The organism is Phyllobacterium bourgognense, from assembly GCF_003337575.1.
GTDB classification, from domain to species: domain Bacteria; phylum Pseudomonadota; class Alphaproteobacteria; order Rhizobiales; family Rhizobiaceae; genus Phyllobacterium; species Phyllobacterium bourgognense.
The window spans coordinates 1-26,571 of record NZ_QPJM01000001.1 but is presented as its reverse complement, the minus strand read 5'-3'; the positions used below and the strand labels follow the sequence as shown (position 1 = coordinate 26,571).

Sequence of the window (26,571 nt, the reverse complement as noted above, 5' to 3'; positions counted from 1 at the left end):
TGAGGCTATCTCAAACTTATGATGCCATTTAAACGTCGAGATTGGCCACGCTCAGTGCATTGTCCTGAATGAATTCACGCCGAGGCTCGACATCGTCGCCCATCAATCTTGAGAACAGACTGTCGGCGTCGGTGGCATCATTCACCTTCACCTGCAGCAGTGAGCGCGCATTGGGATCCAGCGTCGTTTCCCAGAGCTGGTCTGCATTCATCTCGCCGAGACCCTTGTAGCGCTGCAATGAGAGGCCCTTGCGCCCGGCAGCAAATACAGCCTCCAGCAGGGCAATCGGTCCCGCAACGGAATCCGATTTGTCCTTGCGGCGCAGAACCGGCGGCTTCGAATAGATGTCGTGCAGACGCGCCGAATAACGGTCAAGCTGGCGTGCATCGGCCGAACCGATCAGCGCCATATCGAGCGTGACCGTTTCCTTGACGCCGCGTAGCGAACGCTCGAAAACATAGCCGTCGACACCGTCATCCGGCGTCGCCAGACGGCCGCTCCAGCCCTTTTCGGTTTCCTCTGCGATCAGATCGAGGCGCCCGGCAACCTCGGTCACCAGCGCCTGGGCTCTTGCCGCATCGGAAATGGCTTCCGGGTTGAGCGCACCGGCGATCGTCGCCTGTTCAACGACCGCTCGGTCATAACGGGTGTTCAAACCCTGCAGCAGATGACGAACGGCGAGCGCATCGGTGATGACGGAGCGCAGGTCGGGACCGGTGCGAACCTCACCGGAGTCGAGCTCCAGCGCGGCTTCTTCCAGCCCGGAATCGATCAGAAACTCCTCATAGGCGACTTCGTTCTTGATGTACTGCGAGGATTTTCCGCGCGAAACCTTATAGAGTGGCGGCTGCGCGATATAGATATGGCCGCGCTCGATCAGCTCCGGCATTTGGCGGAAGAAGAACGTCAACAGCAAGGTGCGAATATGCGCGCCGTCCACGTCAGCGTCGGTCATGATGATGATCTTGTGGTAGCGCAGCTTGTCCGGATTGAACTCATCCTTGCCGATACTGGTGCCGAGCGCCAAAATCAGCGTGCCGATCTGGTCGGATGACAACATGCGGTCAAGCTTGACGCGTTCGACATTGAGAATCTTGCCACGAAGCGGCAGGATGGCCTGGTTCTGGCGCGAGCGCCCGCCCTTGGCGGAGCCACCGGCGCTGTCACCCTCGACGATGAAGATTTCCGATTTGGCCGGGTCCTTTTCCTGACAATCGGCAAGCTTGCCCGGCAGCGAGCTGATGCTCAGCGAATTCTTGCGAGTGATGTCGCGCGCCTTGCGGGCAGCCTCGCGAGCGGAGGCAGCCTGGATGACCTTTTCGACGAGGACCTTGCCCTCAGCCGGATGTTCTTCGAGCCAAGTCGAAAGCGCCTCGTTGACGAGACTTTCCACAACCGCGCGCACTTCGGACGAAACAAGCTTGTCCTTGGTCTGCGAGGAAAACTTCGGGTCTGGAACCTTGACGGAAAGAACTGCGGTGAGACCCTCACGGCAGTCATCGCCCGTAAGCGTCACCTTGGCCTTCTTGGCCTGGCCGGTGTTTTCCGCATAGCCGGTCATCTGGCGTGTCAGGGCGCCGCGAAACCCGGCAAGGTGTGTGCCGCCGTCACGCTGCGGAATATTGTTGGTAAAACACAGCACATTCTCGTGGTAGCTGTCATTCCACCACATGGCGACTTCAACCACCGTATCGTCGCGCTCGCCGCGAATATAAATCGGCTCGTTGACGAGTTCCTTCTTGGTGCGGTCGAGATACTTGACGTATGCAGTCAGTCCACCCTCATAGAACAGCTCGAGATCGACCGGATCGGCATGGCGGCGATCGGAGAGCAGGATGCGCACACCCGAATTCAGGAAAGCGAGTTCGCGCAGCCGGTGCTCGAGTGTCTTGAAATCGAACTCGACCATGGTGAACGTCTCGGTCGACGGCAGGAAGGAAACTTCCGTTCCGGTCAATCCATCGGAATCACCCGTCTCCTTCAATGGCGCATCGGCGACGCCATGGGTGAAGCTCATCTCGTAGATTCTGCCCTGGCGGCGAATCTTCAGCCTCAGCCAGACAGACAGTGCATTGACGACGGAAACGCCAACGCCATGCAGACCCCCGGAGACCTTGTAGGAGTTCTGGTCGAACTTGCCGCCGGCATGCAGCTGCGTCATGATGACTTCGGCCGCGGAAACACCTTCCGAGTGCATATCGGTCGGGATACCGCGGCCGTTGTCGGTCACCGTGCAGGATCCATCGGGATTCAATGTCACGGTGACGCGCGTCGCGTGGCCCGCAAGCGCTTCGTCGATGGCATTGTCGACGACTTCGTAGACCATGTGGTGAAGGCCGGATCCGTCATCCGTATCACCGATATACATTCCAGGGCGTTTGCGTACAGCATCCAACCCCTTGAGGACTTTGATGGACTCCGCACCGTATTCCGGCGAGGATTCGACTGTCATCTCGGGTGTATCACTCATATAAAATTCAATCTTTCCTGACGCCTGAACTGGCGCGCCCGCCCTTATAGCATAGCTTGGGCGAATCATGGCCCCATTACAGCATTAGATATAGTGATTAATGCAGCTTTTTCCAATTCTGGAGGGCTTGATATCCACGGATGATGGCCAAATTGGTGCGACAGCGGATACGGGCTCGATGTGCGCCTCGTTCATCCCCTCGGGTCGGCGGCTCATCCTCTTAAATTTACAGATCGGGATGATGGATGGCAGAAGCGGTTTCAGCCAAAACCCTGAAAGTGCTATTCGATAATCTGGATATCCCCGATTGCCGGCCTTTCAATCGTCGCCGGTTTTTCGATGGGAGATTGCGCATCCAAAAAGTCTTTAACCTCGTCATAAGTCAGACTGCTGTCGCGATTGCTGTCCATTGCTGCGAAATGACCGGTGAAGTAGCCCAATCCTGCGTTTTCTGCAGACGTGACGGTTACACGACCTGTCGACGGGTCCGCCGCCCGTACAAAGAGTGATCGGATCCGCGCGTCCACGGCATCGCGCACTGCCTCGGGCGTAATCGGTGATTTGGTTTTGCTCGCCAGAGTAGGGTCCGGAAGTGGCCGACGCAGCAGCAAGTGTTCAGAGGGCCTGCGCAGAACACTATCCTTGGCGCTCGCCGGAACTCCGGTCGCAGTTGCGAGAACGAGAAGAACCATCAGGAATATCTGCCTCATTGTCCTGGCTCCGCAAGTTTTGCCTCTTGCCAGCGTGCCAGTTTGGCCGCAGGAGTTTGATCGTAGAATGATCCCAGTTCTGCTTTGAGCTGATCATAGCCGTCTGTATCGAATGGCGATACACCGTGACCGCCGCTATAAAGTCTCACGGGCACCTTGGCCGCTATCCCCGATCGACTGATATCAAGTTCAGATTTGTGAAAAGGCGTATTCAAATCATAGTAGCCGTGCTGAATCAAAACCTTCAATTGTGGATTGAGCTGCAGCCCAAAGGCGAGATCAGGAATGCTGTTTTCTATTCGATCGGGATCGCTGGGTAGCTTCTGATCAGGACTATAGGACCACCGGTCAAAACTCTCGCCGTTGAACCCCAAATAGGATGCGGCCTGCTGATAACCAATGAATTGTCTTTGATATTGTCGGACATACTCGTAAACGTCGCTTCCATCATCGACAGCCGGATCGATTGTATCCGGTGGTAAATAATCCCGGCCATCATTCAAGGAGAGCTTGCGTCTGTCGGGACCGTATCTTTCACCAAACAATGCCGTAAAGCGCCAGGCATTCATATTTGGATTCTCGATCCAGGGATTGTTCGCCGCCGTGTCGCCGAGCGTGAACACTTTGCCCAAACCGGTCAACTGATAGAGTCGATCAAGGAATGGCGGCGCCTCCTTGTTGTCCCGCAAGAATGCTTCCCAACCGGTTCTATCGCCCCATCCCAGTCCGGAGAAAGCCCCGTCATAATGTTTCTTGAATTCCGCGGCGAACGAGCGGACACCGATCAGAAACACGTCGGAAGTCGCTGCGTTTCGAGCAGTCGCCTTGCCGTGATGGTCGGCAATCATGGCATAGGTTGGCACGGCACCGTCACAGGCAAAGGTGGAATGCGTTAGGCAGTCATTCCTCCGGTTCATCAAAGGTGAGTTGAGAACCAACCCGTTCAGGATATTCTTGCCGTCTTTCCCCTCAGCGTAGTCGGTGGCACTCCTTTCCAGGAGCAGTCGCGCCATAATTGGCGTGCGAAAGCCGCCGTAGGAGACGCCGTAGATATATTTTGGCGAGTATTGGCGCTTGTTGGTATTGATATATTTGATGACAAAATCGCTGAGAATACTAGCATCACTGTCAACTCCCCAGAAGTCGACATTTTCGCTCGGAAAGATCGCCGAGGAGTAACCGGTTCCCACTGGGTCAACAAAAACAAGGTCCGATTTGTCGAGCAATGTATTGGGATTGTCGATCAGCGGCAGGGTTGTCGATGCCGACGTAAGCACATCGAGATCCACACTTTTTGGTCCAAGAAAATTGAGGTCAAGATCAGCCGAGGCACCTCCAGGTCCGCCGTTGAAAATGAACGTTATTGGACGCGTATCTTTCGGCAGATCATCACGGGCATAGGCTGTATAGAAAATCGCCGCATCATCCCGACTCCCAGCCCCGTTGACTGGACGCGAGGCAACCAAATGCCCCGCGGTCGCGGTAAACTCCATAGCAACGCCCTTCACCGTGATAACTTGAGTTTTGCTGGTTGGTGTTTGATCGACATACCGATAGTAGATTGAATCGCCAGCGCCATAGCTAAACACCGAACGTTCCAGAACGGGTAGCGGCTCAAACGTGCTCGCGTCAGACTCCTCCGAATCCGAACTCCCGCTGCACGATGCCAGAAAGACCGCCAGCAAAAGCCAGCACAGGCGAAAATGCATGGTGAAAAACCTCACAATATCGATTTGAATATGTTTCTGGTATGTTCTTTAAAAAATGATGCGCAAAATAGACTGTCGGACGTATTCAGGCTGGACCAGAACGCATTCGGCTCTTTGCGTCAACGTAGCAATTAGTAGGGTAAGGAGCCGCCAATTCCGGTTAATTGGTAGACTTTTTCCCCGCTTGTCCCCACATCCGTGGCGGAGGTGATGAATGGATACGATACCGATCGCTTTTGTCCCGCCGGCGCCAGTACCGCGTACTGGTCCTGTCGGCACATTGCAGCTTATTCGCACCATTTACCGCAATCCGTTGGAGCTGTGGGGGGAGCCTTCTTATAATGAACCCTGGGTTTCCATCGACTGGTCCTTCGCCCACACGATCATCGCCAATGATCCCGGGCTGATCCGCCATGTGCTCGTCGACAATGCGAAGAATTACAAGATGGCGGCGGTACGCCAGCGCATCCTTCGCCCCATCCTGCGCGATGGATTGCTGACGGCGGAAGGCGATGTCTGGAAACGGTCGCGCAAGGCGATGGCGCCGGTTTTCACGCCGCGCCACATCGATGGTTTCGCCGAAAGCATGAAGCGGACAGCCGATGTTTTCGCCGATCGCTACGACGGCTTGACCGGCACGACCGATGTATCGCGCGACATGACCATGCTGACCTATGACATTCTTGCGGACACTTTGTTTTCCGGAGAAATTGCTGGTGATCCGGACCAGTTTTCCCATGAGGTGGACCGGCTGTTCGAAACCATGGGCCGGGTCGATCCACTCGATCTTCTCGGAGCACCTGCATGGTTGCCGCGCTTCACCCAGATCCGCGGCCGCCGCGCGCTCGCCTTCTTCCGCCAGATCGTCGCCAACACGATGGAGATGCGCAAGGCCCGCATGGAAAAGGAAGGCGACAAGGTTCCGAACGATTTCCTCACCCTCCTGCTGAGAGCCGAAGGTCCCCAAGGGCTTTCGCGCGCCGAGATCGAGGACAATATCATCACCTTCATCGGCGCGGGCCACGAAACCACGGCGCGTGCATTGGGCTGGACGCTGTATTTGCTGGCAAAGGCGCCATGGGAACGCGATCTGATCGAGCAGGAGATCGATGCTTTCATGGGTCAGCGCGAGGTCCCGCCGCCGCATCAATGGCTGGACGCCTTGCCCTTCACCCGCTCCGCATTCGAGGAGGCCATGCGGCTTTATCCCCCCGCGCCGTCGATCAACCGCGAACCTATCGAGGACGATCAGTACAAGGATTTGAAGCTTCCAAAGGGCGCGGCGGTTCTGGTCATGCCATGGACTGTGCATCGCCACCGGCTTTATTGGGAAAATCCCGAAGCTTTCATGCCGTCGCGCTTTCATCCGGAAAATCGCGACAGGATCGACCGGTTTCAATATCTGCCCTTCGGGGCCGGACCCCGCGTCTGCATCGGCGCAAGCTTTGCGCTGCAGGAGGCAATCATCGCTTTGGCGACCCTGCTGCATCGCTATCGCTTCGATATGGCACCCGATATAAAGCCATGGCCCGTGCAGAAACTGACCACACAACCGGATGGCGGATTGCCGATGAGCGTGACGGCAAGACGGTGACCTGCAGAAGCGCAGTGCGTGGTTCGACGGGGCTCACCATGAGGGAAGTCGTGTTGTGCAAAAACGTCCGGCAAACGTCGCAAGCAAACACTCCCTGCAGTCAAAAATCTCATGGTGAGCCCCGTCGAACCACGCACCATAGATATGCAACGGAGAACTTGATTTCACCAGAAATTTAATGTACATTTATTTCCAGTGAAAGGAGCTCTCATGCGAACCACCGCGCAACATATTGAAGACACCCCGAGCAAGACCGCCGTTGTGTCCAAGGCGCTGCTGCGTTCCGCTGAATTGCTCGGCCTGACCGCCAGGGAACTGTCAACCGTCGTCGGCCTGTCCGAACCCAGCATTTCCCGGCTCAAGCGCAACGAAGGAACTGCCGGCCCGCTCACCGGCAAGAGCTACGAACTCGCGCTCCTGTTCATCCGCCTCTACCGCTCGCTCGACGCCATTGTCGGCGGCGACGATACCGTAGCGCGACAGTGGATGCGCACTGACAATACCATGCTCGGCGGCAAGCCGCTCAACCGGATCAAAACCATTGACGGTCTCGCCCATGTCCTTGCCTATCTGGACGCCCGACGCGCTCCGATCTGAATCGCGATCTCTGCACGGCGCATGCTGGCGTCTGGTTGAAGCGCAGCACCGCGTTTCCACCATGAAGCTGGTCGATACGCTCGATGAGCAGGCTCTGCTTGAAGACGAGCTGGAAGCCACCAAGCCACCGCTTCCGCCAGCGTGCGTCCATCTCGATTACCTGCTGGCGACGCCGTTTCGCTATGGCCGCTATCCCGGCAATTCGCGCTTTCGGCGCGAAGGTTATTCGCCCGGCGTCTTCTATGCCAGCGAGAACGTTGAAACCTCTGTGGCCGAAACTGCCTTCTACCGCCTGCTTTTCTTTGCCGAAAGTCCGGCGACACCCTGGCCGCGAAACGCCCTCGAATTCACCGCGTTCGAAGCACGCTATGCCACCACCAGCGCGATCGATCTAACCGCAGTACCCTTCATCGAGCAGGCGCCGCAGTGGACGCACCTCACCGACTATTCCGCTTGTCTCGATCTTGCCGACAAAGCGCATGAGGCGCGTATAGACCTCATCCGCTATCAATCCGTGCGCGATCCGCTTGGCGGGATCAATCTTGCGCTGCTGTCATGCGGCTGCTTTGCCATGCCGAACCCTGTTCGCATGACGACATGGCGGCTGCATTTCTCCGGGCACGGCGTCAACGCCATCTGCGACTATCCCGAACTCAGGCTTGGGTTCAGTCGGGAGATTTTTGCCAACGACCCCCGACTGGCGGAAAAGGCCAGATCATAATTTCATTTTTCGGCTTGACAGATTCATAACTGTAGAGCTATGGATTAATTCATAGCTCACGGGTTATCAATCATGGACACAACAGCCGACGGTATTTTCCGCACTCTCGCCGACCCGACACGCCGCGCGATTTTCGAACAGCTGATGCGGCACGGCGAGCAAAACGTGCGGGGATTGACCGAATATTCTGGCATCTCACAGCCTGCCGTATCCAAGCATCTCGGCGTGCTCAAGCTTGCCGGCCTGGTGCGGGATAGGCCCGACGGGCGCCAAACCCACTATAGCGCGGAACCGCAAGGTCTCGCGCCGCTGATCGACTGGATGGGCCTCTACGGCGCATTCTGGCGTGAGCGATTCGATCGTCTCGAAGATTTGTTAAACAGGATGGACCAATGACTCAACATGCTACAGCTACAGCCACACGCTCCCTCACCATCGAACGGGAAATGCCGCATGCGCCGGAAAAAGTCTGGCGCGCACTCACCCAAGGCCCGCTTATCGCTGATTGGCTTATGAGCAACGACTTCCAGCCCGTTGTTGGTCACAGGTTCAACTTCCGCGCCCCGCCCATGCCAAACTGGAACGGCGTCACCGATTGCGAAGTCCTGGTGGTAGAGCCGCAGCAGCGCCTTTCCTACAGCTGGAACGCCTCAGGCGATGAAGCCGCAAACGGCGTCAAGACCATCGTCACCTTCACGCTCACCCCGGTGAATGGCGGCACATTCCTGCGCATGGAGCAGTCCGGCTTTGGTCAAAACGAAGAAGCCAATTATCGCGGCGCGCAATATGGCTGGCAGAAATTCATCGGACAGCTCGAGCACGTGATCGCCCGCCTCGACTGAGCGACAAAAGAAACGCGACCATCTCACAACCGATGAGATGGTCGCGGACGTTTAAGACAGTCTGTCAGCGTGCCAGGCGATATGATCGGCCATGAATGTCGAGATAAAGAAATACGAGTGGTCGTAGCCGTCGCGCATGTTGAGTGTCAGCGGGATGTCGGCTTTGGCACAGGCCTCTTCCAGAAGCCAGGGCCGAAGCCCGTCATCAAGAAATCCGTCGGCCTTCCCTTGGTCGACCAGCAATTCGGGCACACGATAGCCGTCCTCGATTAATGCCACACTGTCATAGGCGCGCCATGCCGTTTCATCGTTGCCGAGATATTTCTCGAAGGCGGGACGCGACCAGCCCGCAACCATCGGCCGAGCAATAGGTGCAATGGCGGACACCGACCTGAAGCGTTCCGGATTCTTTAGAGCCAGGGTAATGGCGCCGTGACCGCCCATGGAGTGGCCAAAAATGCTCTGGCGCGTCACGTCGACTGGAAACTGCGCGGCAACCAGTTCGGGAAGTTCATAGGCGATATAGCTCGCCATACGATAATTCGTCGACCAAGGTTCCTGAGTGGCATCCAGATAGAAACCGGCACCGCTGCCAAACTGCCAGTTGTCCTTTTCGTCGGGAACATCCTCGCCGCGCGGGCTGGTGTCCGGGCAGATGATTGCAATGCCAAGCTCGGCGGCAACGCGGCGATATTCGCCCTTGTCCATGACATTCTGATGGGTGCAGGTCAGGCCTGAAAGGTACCAGAGCAGCGGCACCGGATGCTCCTTTGCCTGTGGCGGCAGGAAAACCGCGAAGGTCATGTCGCACTGGCAGGCATCGCTGCGATGGCGATAGACCCCTTGCATTCCCTCGAAACTCTTGGCGATAGATAGCGTTTCCATGAATATTCCCGTTTGAAGTTCTTATTGGCCCAGCGAAACGATGACGTTGACGGCGGCGGCAACGAGCACCGTATTGAACACGTATGAAACAATGGCGTGTAGCAGATTAATCTTGCGCATATCTGTACTGGTGATGGCAGTATCCGATGTCTGCGCCGTCATGCCGATAACGTATGAGAAATAGAGAAAATCATAACCGCCTGGCTCCTTGTCGCCCGGGAAGGCGAGCCCGCCGACATGCTTGCGGGGCGCTCGCTTTGCGCCCTCTGCCGTCTCGTCCGGCTGCCAGTAGAGATGGGCATAGTGGATGGCCGCCATCATGTGCACGGTGAACCAGCCGAGCGGCACCGCAGCCAGCGCCAGCGATAGATCAAGAGGATGCGGATCCTCACTGGAATTGATCAGCACGAACAGCGAACTGACGGCGACGACGACGGTGCCGAAAGTCACCGCAAAAATGATCCACACCGGTTCATCGGATTTGGCCGCGTTGCGCTGCAGGTATTCCGGCGTCAATTTCCGGACCTTGATCATGGAGAGAACCAGATAAATCACGAAGAACACATTGGCAGCCACGACATAGGCGATACGTGGCGCGAAGAACAGCGCCAGAGCGAGAGCGACGATGCCAAAAAAAGCGGCAAGATAGAAGGGATTATGCCGCTTCCACATCGTTTCTCACTCCGTGGTTAGCGCGGCGGGGCGCTGCATGTCGACATGGGGAATCCCGTCTTCGAGATATTCCTTCGAGATCGGCACGAAACCGAAGGATCCATAAAACCGCAGCAACTGGCTTTGCGCCGATAGTTTGATCGGGCTCTCGGGATAAAGCCGCTCGCACTGCGCGATGGCCTCGACCATCAGCCTGTCACCGAGCTTCTTGCCGCGGTGTTGAGGCGCAACGACAACCCGGCCTATCCGCGCAGCCGGATCGGTTTTTGCGGGCTTGCGGATTCGCACGCTCCCGACAAGATCGTTCCCGCAAAGCAGCCTCAAATGGAGCGCATCCACATCCTTGCCGTCTAGCTCGGGATAGGGGCATTTCTGCTCGACTACGAACACATCCACCCGCAATTTCAGCATGTCATAAAGGTCGCGCGGGCTAAGCTCGTCCAGCCCGCTCAAGACAACCTTGACGTTCTCGCCCATCAAAATGTCACGACGCTGCGGATCGACTTGCCCTCATGCATGAGGTCGAAGGCGGTATTGATCTCGTCGAGCGGCATGGTGTGGGTGATGAGCGAATCGATGTCGATCTTGCCCTCCATGTACCAGTCGACGATTTTCGGCACGTCCGTGCGGCCGCGCGCGCCGCCAAAAGCCGTGCCGCGCCAGTTGCGCCCGGTAACGAGCTGGAACGGCCGCGTCGAGATTTCCTTGCCAGCTTCCGCGACGCCGATAACAATGCTGGTGCCCCAGCCGCGATGGCAACATTCCAGCGCCTGGCGCATGACGTTGGTATTGCCGGTCGCATCGAAGGAGAAATCCGCGCCGCCGTCCGTCAGGTCCTGGATCGCCTGCACGACCTTGTCGTTGCCGACTTCGTTGGGATTGACGAAATCGGTCATGCCGAACTTTTTGGCCATCGCCACCTTGCCCGGATTGAGATCGACACCGATGATCTTGTCGGCGCCGACCATGCGGGCGCCCTGAATGACGTTGAGCCCGATACCGCCGAGACCGAAGACCACGACATTGGCACCCGGCCATACCTTGCCGGTATAGATGACAGCGCCGATGCCGGTGGTGACGCCGCAGCCGATGTAACAGATCTTGTCGAAAGGCGCGTCTTCACGCACTTTCGCCAGCGCAATCTCCGGTAGCACGGTGAAATTCGAGAAGGTCGAACAGCCCATATAATGGAACACCTCGCCGCCATCGCAGGAGAAACGGCTGGTGCCGTCGGGCATGACGCCCTGGCCCTGCGTCGCGCGGATCGAGGTGCAGAGGTTGGAGCGCTGCGACAGGCACGTCTTGCACTGGCGGCATTCGGGCGTATAGAGCGGGATGACGTGATCGCCGACCTTCAGCGAGGTGACACCCGCACCGATCTCGCGCACGATGCCTGCGCCCTCATGGCCGAGAATGGCCGGGAATTTTCCTTCGGAATCAAGACCGGAAAGCGTGTAGGCGTCGGTATGGCAGACACCGGTCGCCATGACCTCCACCAGCACCTCGCCGGGCTTGGGACCGCCGATCTCGATGGTTTCGATGGTCAGCGGTTTCTTGGCTTCCCAGGCAACGGCGGCGCGCGATTTCATGATTGTCTCCCTGATGCGTCTCGATCAATGCAACGTAGTGATTTGCTGGTTGCACTATCGGGATAGCACCAAGGGTCGTCAATCGGACCGGCGACATTTCTCGCCGGAAATGGCGCGCCTCCCATGGCACGCCTTCTGTCAGGGCCCGGTCCTACTCCACCACCTGCACTTTCGCCGCAGCTCTTGCTCTGGCGGCAGGCAGGGGCGAGCGGCCATCGAAGAAGGCCTGCGCTTCACTGAGGCTGGCATAGCCGTCGTGGTCGCGATCGATCTCGGCGAAATGATCGGCGACGAAGCCCCAGCCGGCATCGCTGGCAGCTTGTGCGGTGAGAAGGTGATTGGACTTCGCCGCCGCGTCGAATTTGGCCCGCAGTTCCTGATCGAGTTGCTTCTGGATCGAAGCCGCATCCTGCTTTTGCGTTTTGGCTCCAGGTTCCGGATCCCAGACGCGATCGCCGGCTTGGGTTGATCCGGCCATTGCGGTCAAGAGAAGCGCGATGATGATTGTACGTGACATGGTCATGGATCGCTCTCCTAATGCAGGGCAACGGCAGGGACAGGCGCACCCTGCACCGGCGCGGCAGTGACAAGATCGAGTGCTTTGACAATTGTCGGCCCCGTGCCGTAGGGCGGCGCATCGTAGAACTCGTCGAGCGTCCTCTTCAGCGGCTCGCGCGCCTTTTCCGAATAGTAGATCATGTGCCCGCCTTCAAAGTTCTTCACCGGAATGCGGTCAAGCAGGGTGGTTTTCTTCACGGGATCAATCTCGACACCTTTGAGATCCAGCTCCGTGCGATAAAAAGGTGTCGCCGTATCATAATAGCCATGTACGGTGAGAAGCTTGAGCGAAGGATTCATTCCAAGTGCAGCTACAATATCCGACAAGCCGTTTCTCAATTCTCCGCCTTTCCAACTTTCAAAGGCACCAGCAGATGGATGATACCAGCTATTCCAGGAGGCATTGATATAAGATGATGTCGCTTTATAGTTCGTATCGCGAGGAAGAAGCACAGTAATGGCATTGTAAAAAGCACGTTCTTCGAAAAAATCTATATTGTACCACGGCGTCTCCCTCGGTCCGGCAACGGGATCAAACTCATGACCACGCAGGAGATACATCCGGGCATCGTACGTGTTAAAAACAACGTCCGGTAGGAGATCCTTCGCGGCAGAACTCGACGATCCCGTATACTTCGAAATATCGACATTTTTCTTGGATGCACGGGCGGGCAAATAAGTGTCTGTCATGAAGCCGCGCAACTCCTGAGCATAGACGTCGAGCGTTGTCGTTGCCGGTATTGTGATTTTTTTGATAGCAATCGCAGTCATGGCAGTCGTTGGCAGCATGGCCGCATCGTTATCGCCCGCATAAAATCCAGGCGAATGGAAGACGACGCCAGTCAAAACCTTGGTTCTTGCGCCAGCCTGGCTGGCGTCAAAGCCTTTCTCGCCTGCCTCCTCCATGGCCCGCGCCAGCTTCGGTACACGGGTACCGCCTGCATAGGATTCGCCATAGAGATATTTTGGCGATTCCTGGCGTTGGTTGTAATTGACATAGCGCTGAATGAACCGATGCGACAGTTGCACATCGGCGGTGACATCCCAGAAGCTCTGATTGGTATTTGGAGCGATTGCTTGCGAGTAGCCTGTGCCTGGTATGATATCGACGAAGACAAGGTCTGTTTTATCCATGAGGGATTCCTTGTCATCGACCTGATTGAATTTTTCCGGCGGGTTGTCAGCCCATTCCGGCTTGACTTTCGGTGCATCGATGACAAGCCGCTTTGGCGCCCACGACGTAAGATGCAGATAGATCGATGACGCGCCTGGCCCGCCGTTGAAAAAGAAGGTGACGGGGCGATCCTCCTTCGGCAAATCGTCGCGCGTATAGGCGGTATAGAAGATCGAGGCCTGCGGGTCCTGTTTTTCCGGGCTCTTGGCAAAGGCGGTCAAATGACCGGCTGATGCTGTGTACCAGAAGGTCTTGCCGTTCAGCATCATCTTTTGGCGTTTGACCGATGGCTTCTCGTCCACGGCAGCAGTGAGCTGCGCGCCGGCCGAGCCATCATATTCCGTTTTGTCGACCAGTTGGAAGTCCGGCGGCGCATAAAGCTTATACGCTTCCTGGTCCATGCCGGCGCGGGTGTAGAGCGCCGCCACGGATTTGCGCGGCGCGAGCTTCGTCAATTCGCCCGCTGCCTCGATGATCTTGCCATCCTTGACGAAAGCCTCGACGATGCGAAGCGCCGGGCCGTCCGTTGTCAGGCCCGCTGCCTCGAGGATTTTCGCCGCCTCGGCAAATTGTCCGGTCTCGATCAAGGCACTGCTGCGGATGCGCACTGCTTCGAGTTTTGCTGTCTTGGTATCCTCAAGCGCATCGTTCTTCAGCTTGTCGAGCCGTGCAAGCTCTGTCTTGGCTACTTCGATCTTCCCGCCCGTACCCTCATATGTGGCCAGAGTATCCATCGCCAGCTTGATCTTGCCCGGCTTCTGCGGGTCTTTCGGGTCCCCCGTCAGGGCGGTGAGTTCGTTTGTGCGGGCCGACAGCTCCTTTTCGGCCAGTTTGATCGTGCCCAGCCTTTTCTCGTCATTCGCGCCGTTGGGGTCGCCCTTCAGCTCAAGCAACCGCTTTTCCAAATCCTCGCGATCGCCTTTGAGCCGCGCAATTTCGCCCGGATCACCGTCCTTGATGCCCGCAAGACCATCGCGCGTCTTCTCCAGATCAGCGATTTCCCGGCTCAGTATCTCGATCCGGCCGTTCGGCCCCTCGAGGCCGGCAAGTTCATCCCGCCGCTCTTTGAGCGTCGTGCTCGCCGTTTCGACTTCCCCGGTCTTGGCAGCCGCCGCGACGAGCAGCCCAGCCAGTTGTTCTTCACCCTGCTGGATTTTGGCGCTGAGCGCCGCGTCTGCCTGTTCGGTTTCGGTGAGCTTGGTTCCGGCGGCAGTTAAAGCAGCGGTCTTTTGGCCGATGTCTGCGTTGAGCCCATCGAGCTTCGCCTGTGCCGCGGCAGACTCGGCATCGAACGTACTCGTAGCTGTTGTGGAGGAATCGGAAGAACCGGAACCATTGCAGGCGCTGAGGCCGAGCGCTGCGAAAAGCAGCAAAACGCGAAAATTCATAAGTGCAAAATCCTGACTACAATTGCTTACAACCCTTTCAAAATTTGCTGCGCTGCACAATTCGCCTAAAGTTTAATCAGGCAAGAAAAAAGCTCTTACTCGTTGCATTTCATGAAGTGCACACAGTTGTTGATGACCAAGGATCTCGAAAAGCTGCTGGACTTGTGAGCAGGAACCCTGTCAAACCGCCACATTGTTGCAATGCGGATACAACGCCTTGAGAGACCTGCCTGCCCTTCCTGTCACCGAGATCCTGCCGTCGCTCGATGATGCGTTGAACGAAGGCAATGCCGCCGTGCTGGTCGCGCCGCCGGGTGCGGGCAAGACCACCCTCGTTCCGCTGCATCTTCTCGACGCTCCATGGCGGGACAACCGCACGATCATCCTGCTCGAACCGCGCCGCCTTGCCGCCCGCGCCGCCGCCAGCCGCATGGCAAGCCTCCTCGGTGAGGATGTCGGCGCAACGGTCGGTTACCGTATGCGGCTTGAGAATAAAGTCTCGGCGAAAACGCGCGTCCTCGTCGTCACCGAGGGCGTCTTTGCGCGGATGATCCTCGACGACCCCGATCTTAAAGAGGTTGCAGCCGTGCTCTTCGACGAGTTCCACGAGCGCAGCCTCGATGCGGATTTCGGCCTTGCACTGGCGCTCGATGTACAAGCAGCCCTTCGACCGGACCTGAAATTGCTGGTGATGTCGGCAACGCTCGATGGCGCGCGCGTTGCAAGACTCCTTAACGAAGCCCCGGTGCTGGAAAGCAAGGGGCGCTCATTCCCCATCGATATTCGCTACCGGCCACGCAGCCCCGACGAACGGATCGAAGATGCCATGGCCAAGGCCATCCGCGATACGCTCGCCGACGAGACCGGTAGCATCCTCGCCTTCCTGCCGGGCCAGCGCGAGATCGAGCGCACCGCCGAGGCGCTGCAAGGACGCGTCTCCCCCGACGTGCTGATCGCGCCGCTTTACGGTGCACTCGAAGGTCGCGATCAGGACGCGGCAATCAAACCCGCGCCGACCGGCAAGCGCAAAGTGGTGCTTGCTACCTCCATCGCCGAAACTTCGATTACCATCGATGGCGTCCGCGTTGTCATCGATAGCGGCTTGGCGCGTCTGCCGAAATTCGAACCCGCCACCGGATTGACTCGTCTGGAAACCGTGCGTGCTTCCCGTGCGGCAGTCGATCAGCGAGCCGGGCGCGCCGGGCGAACGGAGCCCGGCATCGCGCTGCGCCTCTGGCGAGCCGAACAGACCGCGGCGCTGGAAGCCTTCGGCCCGCCGGAAATTCTCGAAGCAGATCTTACCGGTCTGGTTCTCGATTGCGCGGCCTGGGGCGTTGCGGACCCAACCAGCCTCGCCTTTCTCGATGCGCCGCCGGCCCCTGCCATAAAGGAAGCCAAGCTGCTTCTGGAAAATCTCGGAGCGCTGGAAAGCAATCGCGTCACACCCATGGGCGACGCGATGCGGAAGTTGGCTTTGCCTGCGCGCCTTGCCCATATGGTGCTGACCGCGCGCGAACGCGGGCAGGCATACCGGGCGGCGGAGCTTGCCGTCCTCCTCACGGAACGCGGCCTCGGCGGTAACGATATCGATCTCGATGTGCGTCTTTCGCGCTTCCAGCGCGAGGGCGGCGACCGGGCTACGCGGGCGCGATCCTTGGCGAGGCGGCTGGCCGGGAATGGCGGCGCTGCGGCAGATCCGGACAGTGTCGGGCGCCTGCTCATCGGCGCCTATCCTGACCGCATCGCCAAGGCGCGTGGCAATGGCCAGTTCACCCTTGCCAATGGTCGTGGCGGCGAGGTTGACCCCGCCACATCGCTGGCGAAGTCGCCATGGCTGGTCGTGGCTGATCTCGCCGGGCGTGCGGGGCGCGCACGCATTCTTGCCGCTGCGGAAGTTACCGAAGGCGAAATCCGCGATGCCTTGGCAACCCGCATCGTCAGCGGCCGGCAGGTGACCTACGATCCGACCCGCAACGCCCTGCAGGCGCGTGACGCCACCCGCATCGGCGCGATTGCCCTTTCCGAAAAGACCTTGCCTGCACCTACAGGCGAGGAGGCTGATCTTGGCGTCATCGCCGCCGTTCGCGCGCATGGTCCGGGCATTCTGCCATGGTCGAAGGAAGCGACGATCCTGCGCCGCCGGCTCGCCTGGCTGCATCAGGGGCTCGGTTCGCCCTGGCCTGCCATGGATGACGATGCTCTCATCGCGTCGGTGGATGATTGGCTGTTGCCCTTCCTCAAGGGCACTGCACACTTGAGCCAGATCCCCGCCCATGCGCTGATCGAGGGGCTGCGCTCAGCTGTTCCTTACGATCTGCAACGCAAGATCGACACGCTCGCACCGACCCATTTCGAAGTGCCGACCGGCTCGAATATCCCGATCCGCTACGATGAAGGGGAACCGGTCCTGAGCGTGCGTGTGCAGGAGCTCTTCGGTCTTGGCATGCATCCCGCCATTGCCGGCGGTACCATCCCGCTCCTGCTTGAACTCCTGTCGCCCGCACATCGCCCGATCCAGATTACACGCGATCTTCCCGGCTTCTGGAGAGGTTCTTGGGCCGATGTGCGCAGCGACATGCGCGGCCGCTATCCGAGGCATGTCTGGCCGGAGGATCCGGCAAATGCATCGCCGACCGCAAGGGCAAAGCCACGCGGGACTTGAGCCTCGTGTTGCCGTTTCCGCCAATGCTGAACCTACTATTCAGCATTGGCGCTGTGCGTGGTTCGACAAGCTCACCATGAGGGAAATCTGTGGGCTGCAAGACAACCATCGGCGTCGCCGACCCTGGCTCCCTGCAACCACCACCTCCCTCATGGTGAGCTTGTCGAACCACGACATCTGGAATGCCGATCGTTGGCTAAGCAACGCAACTCCACAATTCCCTTTGCACTCCGTTTGTTCTAAAGCTCCCGCATGGTTCAGGATTTCGGCATACGCTCATCTTATCTGTCGCGGCGGCTACGGCTGACGACGCTCATTCGCCTGCGCTGGCTTGCCGTTGCCGGGCAGAGCATAGCGGTGCTTTTCGTTGCGCTCTACCTCAAATTTCCCTTCCCGGTCAGCATCTGTTTCGCGATGATCGCCTGTTCGGCGTGGCTGAACCTGTTGATGTCATTCCGCTATCCCATCAACCACCGGCTCGAGCCGCGCGCGGCGGTCACAGTCCTCGCCTTCGATATCCTGCAGGTGGCGGGTCTTCTCTATATGACCGGCGGACTGCAGAACCCCTTCGCGGTGCTGATGATCGTCCCGGTGATCATTTCGGCCACCTCGCTGCCGGCTTACGCCACGATCGCGCTCGGCCTTCTCGTCACCATCTGCGCCACGGTTCTTGCCAATGTCTACCTGCCGCTGCCCTGGTATGCCGGCGAGAGCATGCAACTTCCCTTCGTGCTCATTGCCGGCGTCTGGTGTTCGGTGGTCTCCGCCCTCGCCTTCACCGCCGTCTATGCCTATCGTGTCGCGGAAGAGGCGCGCCTCCTCGCCGATGCGCTGACTGCGACGGAGCTGATCCTGCAGCGCGAGCAACATCTCTCTGCGCTGGATGGACTTGCCGCCGCCGCCGCGCATGAGCTCGGCACTCCGCTTGCGACGATCGCCCTCGTCGCCAAGGAAATGGAGCGGAGCCTGAAACAGGATGACCGTTTTGCCGAAGACATCGAGCTTCTGCGTTCGCAGACCGACCGTTGCCGCGAGATTCTGAAGCGGCTGACCAGCCTGTCCTCAACCAGCGAAGAACACATGTCGCGGTTGAGGATCTCCTCGCTCATCGAGGAAGTCATCGAGCCCAACCGCAACTTTGGTATCAATATCGTGGTCAAGAAGCTGAGGGGCGAAGGTGTCGAGCCGATCATCCGGCGTAATCCCGGCATCATCTACGGGCTAGGCAATCTGGTCGAGAACGCGATTGATTTTGCCAGGGCGACAATCGAGGTGAGCTGGGGCTGGACCGACAGGACCGTGGAGATCATCGTCAGCGACGATGGCCAGGGTTTTGCCGCCGAAATTCTTGACCGGATCGGCGAGCCCTACACCACCGGCCGCGACCGCGAAATCAACGAACATGGTGGCGGGCTCGGGCTTGGGCTGTTCATCGCCAAGACGCTTTTGGAGCGTTCGGGCGCGACGATTACCTTCCGCAATCGCAACGATCCGGGCCAGGGTGCCGAGGTCATCGTGAGCTGGCCGCGCAATCAACTCGCTGCCGATTGATAATCTTTGACTTTTTGTTCATTGCGAACCATTAACAACGAATAATATAAAAAATGAGCAGGAAACCCTGATGGAAAACACGGATCAGGACGATATTGCAGCCATAGGCGGCGATCCGACACTTCTTCTTGTCGATGACGACAAGCCGTTCTTGCAGCGTCTTGCACGCGCCATGGAAACGCGAGGCTTCACCGTCGCCATTGCCGATTCGGTCGAAGCCGGACTTGCCAGCGTCAAGACCCACGCCCCGGCCTATGCGGTGGTCGACATGCGGCTCGGCGACGGCAACGGTCTCGACATTATCGAGGCTATCCGCGCCCGGCGCGAAGACACGCGTGCCGTTATCCTTACCGGGTACGGTAACATCGCGACCGCGGTCAATGCGGTCAAACTCGGCGCCATCGATTACCTGTCGAAGCCGGCCGATGCTGATGAAGTCTTTGCGGCATTGACGCGGCGTTCCGGTGAAAAGGTCGCCCCGCCCGAAAACCCAATGTCGGCAGACAGGGTTCGTTGGGAACATATCCAGCGCGTCTACGAGATGTGCGACCGCAATGTTTCCGAAACGGCCCGCCGCCTCAACATGCACCGCCGCACCTTGCAGCGTATTCTGGCCAAGCGCGCGCCGCGATAGAGCTCCAGGGTCTGTTGAGATTCAGGTCAGGGGGAGCCGAAAATGGTATTTTCGAGAACCGGAGCGCAGTGAACTTTTGGGTTCATGAGCGCCGGAAGCGCAGAAAATGCCATTTGCAGGCCGCCATGGCATGAATATCGATAGAGCCTACTCCATATCCGTTTCAGGCAGATCTATCCCCGACAGTTCCGCCAGCGTCATGCGCGCTGCACTCACACGGGCAAACCGCAGCGTCATCGCCTTGCGGGTTGCGGTTGCAAGCTTGTGCTCCGGCGCATCGCGGATGATCTCGGCGCCGTAGCCGTCCGAAAGAATGAACCCGCAATCATCGGGGAAAATGTCCGCCGGAACACCCGGATGCGTGGCGAAGAACAGCCGGTCGCAATGCGCGCGATAGATCGGCCATTTGCGATCCACCCTCCAGTCCTCGATCGAGGATTTGATCTCGACGATCCAGATTTCGCCGCTGCGGGTCAGAGCCACAAGGTCGGCGCGCCGACCGGACGCCAAAGGCAATTCCGGCATCACCGCAAGCCCGAGTTCGAGAAAAAGCCGCTGCACGCCGCGGCGCACCAGCATGGCGTTTTCCGATTGCCGCCCATCGATGAGCGGGCTTGTCTGACCCAGGCTGACTAGAGGCATGATCCGCAGAATATCGGCAAATTTGCAACCATGGCAAAAAAACTACACCGCCCGGTTGAGGATTGACAGGTTAACGAAAAACTTCGCTTTACGGTTAATCAGCCATTAACAATAATGGCGCTAGAGAGGCAACACAAGAAAACGCACATAGATTCGCTTTAACATTGGGGTGACCATGCAACTCAAGACTATCGTCCTCGCAGTTGGGCTGATGGCTACAACTGCCTTGACCGGCTGTTCTACGATCGGTTTCAGCTATTCCACTGCCTCCTACAATTCCGTCGTCGATGCCGGCTACGTGATTCCCGCTGTTCCCCGCTCCAAGATCCCGCCGCAATATTTGCGCCAGCAAGTCAACTACGATGGCAGCGAGGCCCCGGGGACGATCATCGTCGATACGGGTGCGAAATATCTCTATTATGTGCTCGGCGGCGGCAAGGCGATGCGTTACGGCATCGGTGTCGGCAAGCAGGGTTTTGAATGGCACGGTACCGCGCGCGTCGCGATGAAACGCGAATGGCCGACATGGACACCGCCGCGCGAGATGATCCAGCGCCAGCCCAAGCTTGCGGAATTCCGCGACGGCATGGACCCGGGCATCACCAACCCGCTTGGCGCCCGCGCGCTCTACCTGTTCAACAAGGGCGGTGACACCGGCTACCGCCTGCACGGCACCCCGGAATGGTGGTCGATCGGCAAGGCCATGTCTTCCGGCTGTATCCGCCTGATGAACCAGGACATCATGGATCTTTATAACCGCGCAGAAGTCGGCGCCAAGGTCATCGTCAGATAATTTGCTGGCTCAGCAACCCATTGAGAAGGCCGCTCTCGAGCGGCCTTTATTCGTTCCAGGGGTTGAATACCTGAACGCCGGTGGATTTGAAATCGGCGACGTTTCGGGTGACGACGATCATACCATGGACGAGCGCCGTCGCGGCAATAAATGCATCGCGCTCGGATTTCGGATTGGGCACGTGCAGACCCGCACAGCAAAGGGCGACTTCCGCGTCGAATACAAGAATTCTTTCGGCAAAATCCGGCAGAACGATCGTCTCCAGCCACGTGCGCAACATGGCCCCTTGCATGGCATCTCGCCTTTCCGTGAGCAATACGCCTATCTCAAGTTCCATAACGGTCATTGAAGACAGGAAGAAACTGGCTTGGACATGTGCCGATGCCCATTTTACGACGTTTGGGTCAGCTTTCTTTGGGCGGCGTAACTCTGAAATAACATTCGTATCCAGAATGAACATCAGGAAAAATCAGCAGGCTTCAATTTGAAGTCAACACGGGGAAACTCCACGTCAAAATCATACTCCGGCCCTCCCGGCTGAGCCAAAGCCTCCAAGAGGCTTTTTCCACGGCCTGTCAGCTTTCTGTACTCCTCGATACTCAAAAGCACGTGCGCAGGCCTGCCGCGATCGGTAATGAACACAGGTCCATCCTTCGCTTTTTTTTTGGCTTCGCTGGCATGCTGATTGAACTCTCTACTGGAGATTGTGGTAATACCCATGACGCCTCCTATAATTGTAGCTACGTTACTACGTTTGGGCGCTGCCATCAAGTTGCGCTTATTGCATCGTGTCTTCGAAATTCTGTCGTGTTGACCTGATACACGACCGGCCCATAGATTGACGCAGAAACATAGCAGAGACTGGAATGATATATGTTCAAGACCGTTGCCACCAAGCCGTTTGACGACCAGAAGCCCGGAACATCGGGCTTGCGCAAGAAGGTCCCGGAGTTCAGCCAAGAAAACTACGTCGAGAACTTCATCCAGTCGGTGTTCGATTCGCTTGAAGGCTTCAAGGGCGAGACCTTGGTGATCGGCGGCGACGGTCGCTACTACAATCGCGAAGTGGTGCAGATCGCCGTCAAGATGGCTGCGGCCAATGGCTTCGGGCGCGCCCTCGTCGGCAAGGGCGGCATCCTGTCGACGCCGGCAGCCTCCAATGTCATCCGCAAATACAAGGCTTTCGGCGGGCTTGTCCTTTCGGCCAGCCACAATCCCGGCGGCCCGACCGAGGATTTCGGCATCAAGTACAATATAGGCAATGGCGGACCTGCTCCCGAAAAGATCACCGAGGCGATCTTCGCCCGCTCCAAGACGATCACGCAATACTTGATCGCCGATGCGCCGGATATCGATATCGACACGATCGGCACGCAGAAGATCGGCGACATGGATGTCGAGATCATCGACCCCGTCGCCGATTATGCCGAGCTGATGGAACAGCTGTTCGACTTCGATGCGATCCGTGCCTTGATCAAGTCGGGCTTTACCCTGCGCTTCGATTCCATGCATGCGGTCACGGGGCCTTATGGCAAGGAAATCCTTGAGCATCGCCTCGGCGCGCCGGAAGGCACCTGCATCAATTTCGTGCCGCTCGAAGATTTCGGCGGGCATCATCCCGACCCCAACCTCGTCTATGCCAAGGATCTCTACGATCTTCTGATGTCTCCAAATGGTCCTGATTTCGGCGCGGCCTCCGATGGCGATGGCGACCGCAACCTCATCATCGGCAAAGGCATCTTCATCACGCCTTCCGATTCGCTCGCCATGCTTGCGGCCAATGCGCATCTCGCCCCCGGCTACAAGGCTGGCCTCAAGGGCATTGCCCGTTCCATGCCGACCAGCGGGGCAGCGGACCGTGTCGCGGAAAAGCTGAAGATCGGCATGTATGAAACCCCGACCGGCTGGAAATTCTTCGGCAATCTGCTCGATGCGGATATGGCGACGATCTGCGGCGAGGAAAGCTCCGGCACCGGCTCCAATCATGTGCGCGAGAAGGATGGCCTTTGGGCGGTGCTGCTCTGGCTCAATATCCTTGCCGTGCGCAAGGTCAGTGTCCAGGAGATCGCACACGAACATTGGGCGACCTACGGTCGCAACTATTATTCGCGCCACGATTATGAAGGCGTCGATACGGCCGGCGCCAACAAGCTGATGGACGATCTGCGCGCCAAGCTGCCAACGCTTCCCGGCACTTCGGTCCAGTGCCTCAAGATCACGCATGCCGATGACTTCGCCTATCACGATCCGGTCGACAAATCGGTGAGCAAGAACCAGGGCATCCGCGTCCTGTTCGAAGGCGGCTCGCGCGTCGTCTTCCGCCTGTCGGGCACCGGCACCTCCGGCGCTACGATCCGCGTCTACATCGAGCGCTACGAACCCGACCCGAAGCGCCACGATCTCGAAACGCAGGGCGCGCTCGCCGATCTCATCCGCTCCGCGCACGACCTTGCCGATATCAAAGGGCATACGGGGCGTGATGAGCCGAGTGTGATTACGTGATATGTTATACGAACACTGAAAGGGCCGCATCGCGGCCTTTTTTGTTGAGCGTTGGAAGTCGATAGCAGGGCTGGTCCTAAGGCCGCCTCTGTTTCGTCTATTGGGGCGCATTCCCCAATAGTTCGAACTCGGCGATGGTAACCGCGCCAGTTCCCAGCTCCAGCCGGTACTGCTTGTAGGTCGCCGGATTTTTCAGGACGAAGGGGCGGGTCTGGCGGGGCCAGAGGAATGTCTGATTCTCCCGCTTGTCCAGTTCGACCCAGGTGATGCCGTCATTGGAACCCTTGAAAGTCCAGCTCTTCGGGCTTTTGGTAACATCGCTTCCGTCGGTCAGCGTATAGATGCTGACCGGTGTCGCCGCCTTGCTCGCCTTCAGAGCGACGTTGATAGTCGGGGCGCCCGTATCGCTTGCCCATTCGGTGCCTGATGTCCGGTCAAAGATACGGACAGAATTTGCTGCAGGCGTAGAAGTCACATCATAATTGCCTTGCGGCAGCAGCGATTGCAGCGGCGAGGGTTTGACGCCTGGCTTAGTTATCGATGTCGGAACATCGTTTTCGCCGGTTCCCCATTGTGAAGGGTTGGGGCCCATATCGAATTCGAGAGTCCCTCCCTTGGCAATTTCCATATGAAGCAAATAGTTGCGGGTAACCGCCATACCATTGAGCCGCACCGCCTGCACATAGCGGTTGGCGGCATTGACATTGGGCGCTTTGATGTTGAGCCTGTTCGTCACCCCATCTGCATCGCGCAGACCAATTGTCATTTTCGGGAAGTATGGCGCACCAATGGCATATTCCGGTCGGCCCATGCTCACCGGATAGAAGCCCATGGCGGAGAGGACATACCAAGCCGACTGCTCGCCGTTGTCCTCATCACCGATATAGCCCTCGCCGTTGGACACGCCGCTTTTGTCGAAGCCGGTGAAATAGAGCTTGTCCATGACTTCACGCACAAGGTTTTGCGTGCCTGAAGGCGCTCCGGCGTAGTTGTACATATAGATGGAGTGGTGCACGGTCTGGTTGGAATGCTGATATTCGCCGAGAAGGGGGGCTTTGTTGTAGACCTCCAAGGCTTCCCTGACTTCGTGGATCATGCCGTAGCTACCGCCATCGCTGCCCGGTCTGGTTGCGAAAAACTTGTCGAGTTTGATTTTCAGCTTGTCGCGCCCGCCATAGAGATTGGCCAAGCCCTGGCCGTCCTGCGGTGCAAGGAAAGCATAGGACCAGGCATTGCCCTCGGTGTAGCCGTAACCCCAGGTCTGTGGCGACGAGGGTCCTGTGTCCCAGTTTCCATTCGTGTACTTCGTACGGAACCAGCCGTCTGCCCATGTCCCTGTAGAAGTGGAATCGAAAATATTGGGATAGCTGATCGCCCGGTTGGCAAGATAGGCGGCGTCGTCCGTCTTGCCGAGGGCTTTTGCAATCTCGGAAATGCCGAAGTCGTTGAGATAGGCTTCCAGAGACCAGGCGACGGCCTCGCCTCCTCCGGGCTTGTGACCGTAGAACGGCATTTGATCCATGCCCTTACGGCCCCGATCATTTTGATAGCTATAGGCGGTGGCATTGCGCAGCATGGATTTGTAGGCAGCATCGACATCGAAATTGCGTACGCCCTTCATGTAGGCATCGGCAAGGATAACGTCGAGGCTGGTCGCAACCATGGAATCGCGGTAGCCGGGATTGGACCATCTGGTCGTCCAGCCTCCATCTTTGTAGCCATTGACGAAACCATCGAGCATTTCGCCCGCTTCGTTCGGATTAAGCAGCGTATAAAGCGGCCAAGTGGTACGGTACGTATCCCAAAAGCCGTTACCGACCCAGATCTTGCCCTTCTTGATCTTGTCATCGTCCGTGTAGGGGCTGGAATATTTCGCCTCGTACCTGCCGTCCGCGCCCTTGACCTTTTCCCAGGCGGAGTTGGGGTAAAGGAAAGCGCGATACATATTGGAATAGAGAATAATCTTCTGGTCCTCGGTCGCACCGTCCACCTGAATCGTATTCAGCCTTTCATTCCAGGCGGCCTGCGCCAATTCCAGGACATCGTCGAAGTTCTTGGCGGCCGGGATTTCCTGATTGAGGTTTTCTTCGGCCTGCGCCTCGCTGATGAACGAGGTCGCCATGCGCATGCCTACCACCTTATTATCGGTGGGCGTGTCGAATTGTACCCAACCCTTGGCAACACTTGACGAAGTGTTCTTGAAGTTCGTTATCGGGCTGTCGAACCTGACAAAAAAGTATAATTTCGGCGTATGCACGTCGTGTTGGTGATGGGTTTCTCCTGAAATCGTGCCTTTCTCCTTGTCGATTTTCTGCAAACCATTGCCGACGAATTGGTCGAAAGCGATCGTGGTCTTTGTGAAAGCCGCTGGCGCGGTAAAGCGCACATAGGCGGCATGATGGGTCGGCGTGATTTCGGTTTTCATGCCGTTTTTAAAGGTCACACCATAATAGTGCGCCTTTGCGATTTCGTCCTTGCGTTCGAATGGTTCGCCGGCGCTCACCCTGGTTTCGTCCCCAACGGGCATGAATTTCAAAGCCTGGTGGTTGCCATTGTGCCCGCTGGCTTCATGCGTGACTGCGAAGCCTTGCATGGAGTTTGAGGTGACGTCGTAGAACCAATCCCGATTGGATTTGTTGACGGGCGTCCACATATTGAAGCCGAAAGGCATGGCAGTGGCAGGAAAAGTATTGCCGCGCGCAACGCCGTCACTGGCATAGTCGTGATTTATGGAACCACGTGTCGTATTGACATAATCCGCCAGCAATTGCGGTTCGAATTTGAGCTTTTCAACCGCCGCTTCCAGCGCGGAGATGCGCGTCTTGAAATCGTCGGTGGCACTCGCGCCAAGCTTGTTGGCGGCGTCGAGCGCCAGCTG

The 26,571-nt window shown here is 57.8% G+C and carries 23 protein-coding genes; 10 read left to right on the top strand and 13 right to left on the bottom strand.

Annotated elements, in window-relative coordinates; translation table 11 throughout:
* Window positions 1–28: 28 nt before the first annotated feature.
* The 3 genes from gyrB to C7476_RS00105 form a co-directional block, all read right to left on the bottom strand.
* Entirely contained in the window at window positions 29–2,470 is a 2,442-nt protein-coding gene (gene gyrB / locus C7476_RS00115; protein ID WP_114427907.1) for a DNA topoisomerase (ATP-hydrolyzing) subunit B, read from the bottom strand.
* A 281-nt stretch (window positions 2,471–2,751) separates the two neighbouring features.
* Window positions 2,752–3,180 carry a hypothetical protein gene (locus C7476_RS00110; protein WP_114427906.1) on the bottom strand — a complete coding sequence of 143 codons (429 nt, stop codon included), beginning with the start codon at window positions 3,178–3,180 and terminating at the stop codon, window positions 2,752–2,754.
* Window positions 3,177–4,769 carry a S10 family serine carboxypeptidase-like protein gene (locus tag C7476_RS00105; protein ID WP_210207775.1) on the bottom strand — a complete coding sequence of 531 codons (1,593 nt, stop codon included), beginning with the start codon at window positions 4,767–4,769 and terminating at the stop codon, window positions 3,177–3,179. The genes C7476_RS00110 and C7476_RS00105 overlap by 4 nt, the downstream gene beginning before the upstream one ends.
* Before the next feature lie 334 nt (window positions 4,770–5,103).
* On the opposite strand from C7476_RS00105, the gene C7476_RS00100 reads away from it, so the two are divergent.
* From C7476_RS00100 to C7476_RS00080, 5 genes are all read left to right on the top strand, one after another.
* Window positions 5,104–6,483, top strand: a complete 1,380-nt coding sequence (locus C7476_RS00100; protein ID WP_114427904.1) for a cytochrome P450 — start codon at window positions 5,104–5,106, stop codon at window positions 6,481–6,483.
* A gap of 210 nt (window positions 6,484–6,693) precedes the next feature.
* Window positions 6,694–7,080, top strand: a complete 387-nt coding sequence (locus C7476_RS00095) for an MbcA/ParS/Xre antitoxin family protein (protein WP_114427903.1) — start codon at window positions 6,694–6,696, stop codon at window positions 7,078–7,080.
* Window positions 7,040–7,801 carry an RES family NAD+ phosphorylase gene (locus tag C7476_RS00090; RefSeq protein WP_114427902.1) on the top strand — a complete coding sequence of 254 codons (762 nt, stop codon included), beginning with the start codon at window positions 7,040–7,042 and terminating at the stop codon, window positions 7,799–7,801. Before C7476_RS00095 ends, C7476_RS00090 begins: the two co-directional genes overlap by 41 nt.
* 72 nt (window positions 7,802–7,873) lie before the next feature.
* Window positions 7,874–8,197, top strand: a complete 324-nt coding sequence (locus tag C7476_RS00085; protein ID WP_114427901.1) for an ArsR/SmtB family transcription factor — start codon at window positions 7,874–7,876, stop codon at window positions 8,195–8,197.
* Window positions 8,194–8,643: an SRPBCC family protein gene (locus C7476_RS00080; protein WP_114427900.1), complete on the top strand. Its 450-nt coding sequence runs from the start codon at window positions 8,194–8,196 to the stop codon at window positions 8,641–8,643. The genes C7476_RS00085 and C7476_RS00080 overlap by 4 nt, the downstream gene beginning before the upstream one ends.
* Window positions 8,644–8,694: 51 nt before the next feature.
* Here C7476_RS00080 and fghA read toward each other — a convergent pair whose 3' ends face one another.
* The 6 genes from fghA to C7476_RS00050 all read right to left on the bottom strand — a co-directional run bounded on the left by fghA (window position 8,695) and on the right by C7476_RS00050 (window position 14,909).
* Complete coding sequence (gene fghA, locus C7476_RS00075; RefSeq protein WP_114427899.1) at window positions 8,695–9,528, bottom strand: S-formylglutathione hydrolase; 834 nt, start codon at window positions 9,526–9,528, stop codon at window positions 8,695–8,697.
* A gap of 21 nt (window positions 9,529–9,549) precedes the next feature.
* Window positions 9,550–10,200 (bottom strand): DUF1345 domain-containing protein, encoded by a 651-nt coding sequence (locus C7476_RS00070; RefSeq protein ID WP_114427898.1) that lies wholly within the window; start codon window positions 10,198–10,200, stop codon window positions 9,550–9,552.
* Between the two features lie 6 nt (window positions 10,201–10,206).
* Entirely contained in the window at window positions 10,207–10,677 is a 471-nt protein-coding gene (locus C7476_RS00065) for a GNAT family N-acetyltransferase (protein ID WP_114427897.1), read from the bottom strand.
* On the bottom strand, window positions 10,677–11,789 hold the full coding sequence (locus C7476_RS00060; protein WP_114427896.1) for an S-(hydroxymethyl)glutathione dehydrogenase/class III alcohol dehydrogenase: 1,113 nt from the start codon (window positions 11,787–11,789) through the stop codon (window positions 10,677–10,679). Before C7476_RS00060 ends, C7476_RS00065 begins: the two co-directional genes overlap by 1 nt.
* A gap of 151 nt (window positions 11,790–11,940) precedes the next feature.
* Window positions 11,941–12,312, bottom strand: coding sequence for a hypothetical protein (locus C7476_RS00055; protein WP_114427895.1), 372 nt, complete (start codon window positions 12,310–12,312; stop codon window positions 11,941–11,943).
* A gap of 11 nt (window positions 12,313–12,323) precedes the next feature.
* Window positions 12,324–14,909 (bottom strand): S10 family serine carboxypeptidase-like protein, encoded by a 2,586-nt coding sequence (locus C7476_RS00050; protein ID WP_114427894.1) that lies wholly within the window; start codon window positions 14,907–14,909, stop codon window positions 12,324–12,326.
* A gap of 217 nt (window positions 14,910–15,126) precedes the next feature.
* Here C7476_RS00050 and hrpB point away from each other — a divergent pair, with 217 nt between their 5' ends.
* From hrpB to C7476_RS00035, 3 genes are all read left to right on the top strand, one after another.
* A complete protein-coding gene (gene hrpB / locus C7476_RS00045; RefSeq protein WP_114428497.1) occupies window positions 15,127–17,571 on the top strand; it encodes an ATP-dependent helicase HrpB in 2,445 nt (814 codons plus the stop codon).
* Window positions 17,572–17,823: 252 nt separating this feature from the next.
* Window positions 17,824–19,122 (top strand): ActS/PrrB/RegB family redox-sensitive histidine kinase, encoded by a 1,299-nt coding sequence (locus C7476_RS00040; protein WP_114427893.1) that lies wholly within the window; start codon window positions 17,824–17,826, stop codon window positions 19,120–19,122.
* Window positions 19,123–19,192: 70 nt separating this feature from the next.
* On the top strand, window positions 19,193–19,756 hold the full coding sequence (locus tag C7476_RS00035) for an ActR/PrrA/RegA family redox response regulator transcription factor (RefSeq protein WP_112525471.1): 564 nt from the start codon (window positions 19,193–19,195) through the stop codon (window positions 19,754–19,756).
* A 147-nt stretch (window positions 19,757–19,903) separates the two neighbouring features.
* Here C7476_RS00035 and C7476_RS00030 read toward each other — a convergent pair whose 3' ends face one another.
* The gene (locus C7476_RS00030) at window positions 19,904–20,398 is read right to left on the bottom strand and encodes an MmcB family DNA repair protein (protein WP_114427892.1); all 495 of its coding nucleotides are present in this window, start codon (window positions 20,396–20,398) and stop codon (window positions 19,904–19,906) included.
* A 175-nt stretch (window positions 20,399–20,573) separates the two neighbouring features.
* Here C7476_RS00030 and C7476_RS00025 point away from each other — a divergent pair, with 175 nt between their 5' ends.
* Window positions 20,574–21,191: a L,D-transpeptidase gene (locus C7476_RS00025; protein WP_114427891.1), complete on the top strand. Its 618-nt coding sequence runs from the start codon at window positions 20,574–20,576 to the stop codon at window positions 21,189–21,191.
* A 46-nt stretch (window positions 21,192–21,237) separates the two neighbouring features.
* On the opposite strand, the gene C7476_RS00020 is transcribed toward C7476_RS00025, so the two are convergent.
* Entirely contained in the window at window positions 21,238–21,651 is a 414-nt protein-coding gene (locus tag C7476_RS00020) for a type II toxin-antitoxin system VapC family toxin (protein WP_114427890.1), read from the bottom strand.
* Entirely contained in the window at window positions 21,651–21,911 is a 261-nt protein-coding gene (locus C7476_RS00015) for a type II toxin-antitoxin system Phd/YefM family antitoxin (RefSeq protein WP_114427889.1), read from the bottom strand. The genes C7476_RS00020 and C7476_RS00015 overlap by 1 nt, the downstream gene beginning before the upstream one ends.
* 153 nt (window positions 21,912–22,064) lie before the next feature.
* On the opposite strand from C7476_RS00015, the gene C7476_RS00010 reads away from it, so the two are divergent.
* Window positions 22,065–23,693: an alpha-D-glucose phosphate-specific phosphoglucomutase gene (locus tag C7476_RS00010; RefSeq protein WP_114427888.1), complete on the top strand. Its 1,629-nt coding sequence runs from the start codon at window positions 22,065–22,067 to the stop codon at window positions 23,691–23,693.
* A gap of 97 nt (window positions 23,694–23,790) precedes the next feature.
* Here C7476_RS00010 and C7476_RS00005 read toward each other — a convergent pair.
* A partial coding sequence (locus C7476_RS00005) for a GH92 family glycosyl hydrolase (RefSeq protein ID WP_147274587.1) occupies window positions 23,791–26,571 on the bottom strand: 2,781 nt, incomplete at its 5' end.